The following is a 6,194-nucleotide window of genomic DNA, read 5'->3' on the forward strand; positions in this document are numbered from 1 at the left end:
CCCTCTGCGGGAGGCGGCACGGTCGGGGCATGACCACGACGATCACCCCCGCTCAACTGCCCGCCGTCGTCCGCAGCCACCTGACCACCCGGGACGCCGACGCCGCTGTCCACGCCTTCACCGACGACGCCGTGGTCGTCGACGACGGCGCAACCCACCGCGGTGCCGAGGCCGTCCGGAGCTGGCTGCACCGCGCCGCGTCGGAGTACACGTTCACGACCGAGGTGACCGGCGCGGAGCGCATCGACGCCGACCACTGGCTCGTCGTCCAGCACCTGGAGGGGGACTTCCCGGGCGGCGTGGTGGACCTGCGGTACCACTTCACCCTGCGCGGCGACCGGATCGCCGAGCTGACCATCGCGCCCTGACCCCCTCCGGGCCGTCCGCCAAAGGCGCGCCTCCGGCGTTCGTCGCGCCCCCCGCCGGGCGGACGCCGAAGGCTTCCTCTTGGGCGTCCGCGCCCGGTCCCCGGTGCCGTGTCAAGAGCCAGCGGCGATCTGTGGACAGGTCGCTGACCTGCGGATTCACCTTGTTTCGACCTTCCGTGGCAGTACATTTCGTACACGTGTTCGAAGACGTGGAGGAGGTGTCCGGTGGGCGAGTTGCAGTCCGCGCTGGACGCCTTGGCCGCCGAGGACCTCGACCTGCTGCCCGGGCCGGCGCTGCTGGAGCGGCTGGGTCCGTTGTTGGTGCTGCAGAACCGGATCGCCGCCGAGGTCACCCGCACGGTGCGCCGGTGTGAGCTGACCGGGGCGCCCGAGCACGACGGGAAGAAGACGATGCCGTCCTGGCTGCGCGGGCACGGTCATCTGACGGCGGGCGAGGCCGGGCGGCTGGTGCGCTCGGGCCGGGCACTGGAGCACCTGCCGGCCACCGCGGCCGCCTTCGCCGAGGGCAGCATCACCGCCGCCCAGGTCGCGGCCATCGCCCCATCGCCGACGAAGCCAAGCGGACCGCGGCCGCCGAGCAGGACGTGGACCTGGGTGCGATCGACCGGGCGCTCGTCGCGGTCGCCCAGGGAGAGGCGCACGCGCGGCTGCCGCAGGTGGTGCACCACTTCCAGGAGCGGCTGGACCCCGACGGGAGCGAACCGGACCCGACCGAGGGGCGGTCGTTGCGGATCTGCCGGGACGCCGACAGCGGGGTGTTCGGGGACTACCGGCTCGATGCGGTGGGCGGGGAGAAGGTCGCGGCCGCGCTGGAGTCGATGGTGCAGGCCAACCGGCCCCAGGGGGACACCCGTACCCGCGCCCAGCAGCTGGCCGACGCCCTGGTGCAGTTGTGTGACAACGCGCTGGCCTCGGGGGACCTGCCCAAGCTGCGGACGGTGAAGCCGCGGGTGATCGTCACCATCGACATCGACGACCTCCTCGATCCCGGCACCGGCCCGGGAGCGGCCGAGACCGGGTTCGGAGCGGTGATCTCGGCCGCGGCGGCCCGCTGGATCGCCTGCGACGCCGAGATCACCCGGATGGTGCTGGATCCCGACGGGCTCCCGCTGGACGTCGGGCGGGAGAAGCGGGTGGTCCCGGCGCACATCCGCCGCGCGGTCGAGCAACGCGACCGGCACTGCGTCTTCGCCGGTTGCGATGCCCCCACCCACTGGTGCGACGTCCACCACCTGCTCGAGTGGCTGCGCGATCATGGCGAGACCAGCCTGGAGAACTCGGCGCTGCTGTGCGAACGCCACCACACCAAGGTCCACCACGGGTTCCGGATCGAACGAGATCCCGGCGGCCGATGGCGCACGTTCCGCCCCGACGACACCGAGATCCTCATCGGACCACTCCTCCAGGTCTGAACGTCAGACCAGGAGCAACAGGCCGACGCCCAGGGCCAGGTCGAACACCGCGCACCACTCGGCGAAGGACCGTGTCACGATCCGGTCGACCCACCAGTGGTAGACGTCCCACAGCGCGTGCCCGATGAGCCCTGCGGCGACGGCGTACCCGGCGACCCGGGGATTGACGTCGGCTGCGAGCGCACCGCCGCCGGCGAACAGAGCGGCCGCCGGGACCTGCAGCGCGGGCAGCCGCGGCCAGTGCAGCGAGCCCCGCACGACCCCGACCACCGCGACCACCGCCACCAGTCCGAAGACGACCCCGGCGCCGGCAGCACCGGCCCTCTTCAGAGCCACCACACCGACGAGGACGGCGAGGAGCACGGGCCAGGTCGTCTGCGGACGCGCGAGCACTGCCATGACGAGGTAGAGCGTCCCGGTCACGATCAACACCAAGGCGCCCTCGGTGCCGTCCTCGACGTCGGACAGGACGACCGCCGCAACGAACAGTGCGAGCGCCGTGGGCCAGCGGTGGGCGAGGGTCACCGCGCCGGTGCGGATGCGGGACGCGTGCACCGGGTCGAGCTCCGTCAGCTGTGTCATGCGGTGACCGTCGCCCGCGCGCGCCACTAGGGACAGCGCCACGGACCGACGTGTCCGACTCCTTGGGATGGCGGTCCGTCCGGACCATGATGGCGCGGTGCAGCGGACCGTGGTCGTGGTGGGGTACGACGGCGCCGAACTGCTGGACCTGGCGTGCGTGACGACGACCCTCGCCATGGCCAACGCGGTCGGTGAGCCGGCCGAGCCCTACGCGCTCACCGTCGTCAGCCCTGGCGGCCGACCGATCCAGAGCGCCACCGGACTGGTGCTGGGGTCCCAGGCTGCGCTCGAGCGGACCACTGGGCCCATCGACACCCTCGTGGTCTCCGGAGGCGTCACCCATGCCGACGTCGCCGCCGACCCCGCCCTCGTCGCGCACGTGCGCCGGCTCGCCCGGGAGAGCCGCCGGGTCGCCTCGGTCTGCACCGGGGCCAGCGTGCTGGCGGCAGCCGGGTTGTTGGACGGCCGGCGAGCGACCACCCACTGGCAGCACGCCGCCCAGCTCGCCGAGCGGTACCCGCACGTCGACGTCGACCCCGGACCCATCTTCATCCGGGACGGGCACGTCACCACAGCCGCCGGGATCACCAGTGCTCTGGACCTCGCGCTGGCGTTCGTCCAGGAGGACCACGGTGTCGACCTCGCCCGGATGGTCTCCCGCATCCTGGTGACCTACCTGCAGCGCCCGGGCAACCAGGCCCAGATGAGCGTGTTCACCGCCGCGCCGCCGCCCGAGCACGACGTCGTCCGCCGGGTGGTCGACCACGTGCTCGCCGACCTCGCGGCCGACCTCGGGACGACGGCCCTCGCGGCCGTCGCCGGCGTCACCCCGCGCCACCTGACCCGGCTCTTCACCGAGCACCTCGGGCAGCCGCCGGGGAGGTACGTCCGGCAGGCACGGACCGCTGCCGCCGCGCAGCTGCTCGAGACGACGTCGCTGCCCCTGCCGCGCATCGCCGCCCGGTGCGGGCTGGGCACCGCGGAGAACCTGCGGCAGGCCTTCGCCGAGCGCTACGGCGTCGCGCCGTCGGCCTACCGTGCCGCGCACGGTCTCGACCGGGCGTCGGCTCGCGTGCCGGACTGAGCGTCCGGTGCCCACCGTCGAGGACGCGACCCCGGAGCGCTGGGACGACCTGCTCCTCTCCTACCCGGTCGCCGCGGTCACCGCGGACGAGAACGGGCTGTGGGCCGTCACCTGCTTCGTGGTGCGCGTCGGCAAGCGCCGGCAGGGCTTGGCCGAGGTCCTGCTCGGAGGCGCCGTCGACATCGCCCGCCGGCACGGTGCCCGCGCCGTCGAGGCCCACCCGCTGGACACCACGGTGCGGACGGCGTCCGCTGTCGAGCTGTTCCACGGGCCGCTGTCGGTCTTCCTCCGGCTCGGCTCCACCGAGGTCGGCACCCGCACCAGCAAGGCCCGGCCGGTGGTCCGCCTCGCGCTGTAGGCCCGCCGCCGGGGAGAGTGGCGCGGTGAGCCTGCAGATGAAGGTCCTCGAGCAGGTCTTCCGGCTGACCTTCAAGCCGCGGATGGCGACCGTCGAGCGGGCCCAGCAGCGGATCGCCGCCCCGAAGGGCAGCACCCGGCCCCCGGCCCGGTTGCAGCGGCGGCACGACGTGCGCACCCGCCTGGTCGACGGCTTCCCCTGCACCACGGTCGCGCCGCGCGGCCGGGATGCGGAGCGCGCCGTCGTCTACCTGCACGGCGGCGCCTACATCAGCGAGATCGCGCCGCAGCACTGGGCGCTGGTCTCCGCGATGGCCGACGCCGGGGTCCGGGTCGAGGTCCCGCACTACGGTCTCGCGCCGCAGCACACCCACCGTGCGGCGTATCCGTTCGTCAGCACCGTCTACCGGGAGCTGCTGCAGGACCTCGACGCGTCGGCGGTCACCCTGGCCGGCGACTCCGCGGGCGGCGGCCTCGCGCTCGGCCTCGTCCAGACGCTGGCCGAGGCGGACCTGCCGCAGCCGCGCCGGCTCGTGCTGCTCTCCCCGTGGCTGGACCTCACCCTCAGCAACCCGGACGTCCCCGCCGTCGAGGCGCACGACCCGTGGCTGGCCAGCGTCGGGCTCCGCCTGGCGGGGGAGGCGTGGGCGGGCGGTGACGACCCCACCCAGCCCCGGCTCAGCCCGCTGAACGGGCCACTGGCCGGCCTCCCGCCGCTGCACGTCTTCGTCGGCACGCACGAGATCTGCCTGCCCGACGTCCTGGAGCTCGGCGACAAGGCCAGGGCGGCGGGCACCGAGGTCGACGTCGTGGTCTGCGAGGGCGCGGTGCACGTCTACCCGCTGGTCCCCGCGCCCGAGGGGCGGGCCGCGGCGCGCCGCATCGTGCAGCTGGTCTCCCGGTGAGCCGGCCGGCGGTCGCGGATCAGAGGTAGCCGCCCACCTCCGGGGCGTGGTCGGTCGGGTCGTCGCGCTCCTCCCGGAGCGCGTACAGCTCGGCCAGCGTCGCCGGCTCCGGCGGAGCGGTGCGCCCGGGCCCCAGCCAGGCCTGCGCCTGCGCACGCGACAGCCGGCCGAACTCCACCCGGCTCAGGCAGCGCCCCGGCCGGGTGATCGCCGGGTGCAGGCTCCCGACGTCCTCGTTGGTGGTGAGCAGTACGAGCACCTGCAGCCCGTAGCCCAGGATCCCGTCGCAGAGGTTGAGCAACCGGCCCAGCGAGGCCCCGGCGCGCAGCTTGGCGTCGGTGCGCAGGTACTCGTCGCAGTCCTCCGCGATGACCAGCCGCCACGGCCGCTTCTCCGCCGCGCCGTCGTCCTCCTCGTCGTCGACCCCGGCCACCTCCAGCAGGTACTGCGGGTCGGCGAAGAGCCGCTCGGGATCGGTGACGTAGTGCGGCTCGCACCAGGCCGCCCACTCGCGGCTCAGGGCGCGGACCGCGGTCGTCTTGCCCGTGCCCGGCTCGCCGTGCCAGAGGACCAGCCGCCCGGCGCGGCCGAACATGTCGGTGGCCGCGACCAGCGGAGCCAGCCCGGCGGCGGTGTGCGCGGCGTAGTTGGCCGCGACCTCGCGCCAGGTCGGCGCCGTGACCTTCCGGCTCGACATCGACGCGCCGTCGTCCCGGCTGGACCAGAAGCGCATCCGGACGACGACCTCCGGCACCGCGGCCGCGGCCTCGGCCGCGCTGGTCATGCCGGCCAGGCAGGACTCGACGGCGGTCAGGACCGCGCCCACCACCACGAGCCGCGTCACGTTCTGCCGCGTCTCGAGCTCGACGACCAGACCGGGAAGCTCGGCGGCGACGGTGCGGTGCCGCTGCCACCGCTGGTCGAACCGCAGCCGCGCACCCTCGGGGAGCAGCGCCGCCAGGTCCTCGACCGTGCCCGGGACGGACCCGGCCCGCAGGTACGGCATGGCGCCGGACCACTGGGCCTGCAGCATCAGCTTGGCGCTGACGTCGTCCAGGTAGTCCAGGCCGAGCTGCGGCGTGCTGCCCTCGGCAGGCAGGGTCACGGGTTCCTCCAGGTCGAGTCGGTCGAGCGGGCTGGACCGTACGGCGGCCCACCGACAGGAACCAGCGGATTCCTGCGCCGACCGACGGGCGGATGGGGCGCAGGGGGCGCCGCCGGTGCTGAGATGGGCACCGGCAGCCGAGAACGACCGATGACCGACCTCCGGTCACGCGGGCGCCCATCGGGTGGTCGCGGCAGCACCGACGCAGGAGCACCCCGTGGCACTCGCACCTCCCCGCCGGTACCTCGGCACCGTCCTGCTGGCCTGCCTGACGCTGGGCAGCCTGGTCGGCTGCGGTGGCGGGGAGGAGACCCCGCTGGCCGCGACGACGCCGACCTCGTCCACGCCGGCACCGCCGCC

At 74.3% G+C, this 6,194-nt stretch carries 7 protein-coding genes and 1 pseudogene; 6 read left to right on the top strand and 2 right to left on the bottom strand.

The features are described 5' to 3' along the window. Positions 1–29: 29 nt before the first annotated feature. The 3 genes and pseudogenes from FHL79_RS10660 (at position 30) to FHL79_RS10665 (ending at position 1,801) form a co-directional block, all read left to right on the top strand. The gene (locus tag FHL79_RS10660) at positions 30–368 is read left to right on the top strand and encodes a nuclear transport factor 2 family protein (protein WP_138758578.1); all 339 of its coding nucleotides are present in this window, start codon (positions 30–32) and stop codon (positions 366–368) included. A gap of 360 nt (positions 369–728) precedes the next feature. Further along, positions 729–869 (top strand): annotated as a pseudogene (locus FHL79_RS26345) (endonuclease); the annotation flags it as partial. A gap of 104 nt (positions 870–973) precedes the next feature. Further along, a complete protein-coding gene (locus FHL79_RS10665) occupies positions 974–1,801 on the top strand; it encodes an HNH endonuclease signature motif containing protein (protein ID WP_342777101.1) in 828 nt (275 codons plus the stop codon). Positions 1,802–1,804: 3 nt separating this feature from the next. On the opposite strand, the gene FHL79_RS10670 is transcribed toward FHL79_RS10665, so the two are convergent. Then, the gene (locus FHL79_RS10670; protein ID WP_138758579.1) at positions 1,805–2,383 is read right to left on the bottom strand and encodes a hypothetical protein; all 579 of its coding nucleotides are present in this window, start codon (positions 2,381–2,383) and stop codon (positions 1,805–1,807) included. A gap of 97 nt (positions 2,384–2,480) precedes the next feature. Here FHL79_RS10670 and FHL79_RS10675 point away from each other — a divergent pair, with 97 nt between their 5' ends. Genes FHL79_RS10675 through FHL79_RS10685 form a run of 3 tightly spaced genes read left to right on the top strand, consistent with a single transcriptional unit; the run spans position 2,481 to position 4,729 of the window. Continuing rightward, positions 2,481–3,467, top strand: a complete 987-nt coding sequence (locus FHL79_RS10675; protein WP_218938420.1) for a GlxA family transcriptional regulator — start codon at positions 2,481–2,483, stop codon at positions 3,465–3,467. Positions 3,468–3,474: 7 nt separating this feature from the next. Then, positions 3,475–3,825: a hypothetical protein gene (locus tag FHL79_RS10680; protein ID WP_138758581.1), complete on the top strand. Its 351-nt coding sequence runs from the start codon at positions 3,475–3,477 to the stop codon at positions 3,823–3,825. 25 nt (positions 3,826–3,850) lie between these two features. Beyond that, the gene (locus tag FHL79_RS10685; protein ID WP_246080615.1) at positions 3,851–4,729 is read left to right on the top strand and encodes an alpha/beta hydrolase; all 879 of its coding nucleotides are present in this window, start codon (positions 3,851–3,853) and stop codon (positions 4,727–4,729) included. Between the two features lie 19 nt (positions 4,730–4,748). Here FHL79_RS10685 and FHL79_RS10690 read toward each other — a convergent pair whose 3' ends face one another. Next, complete coding sequence (locus FHL79_RS10690; RefSeq protein ID WP_138758582.1) at positions 4,749–5,834, bottom strand: ATP-binding protein; 1,086 nt, start codon at positions 5,832–5,834, stop codon at positions 4,749–4,751. Between the last annotated feature and the right edge of the window lie 360 nt (positions 5,835–6,194).

This window comes from Modestobacter altitudinis, assembly GCF_005930475.1.
Lineage (GTDB): Bacteria > Actinomycetota > Actinomycetes > Mycobacteriales > Geodermatophilaceae > Modestobacter > Modestobacter altitudinis.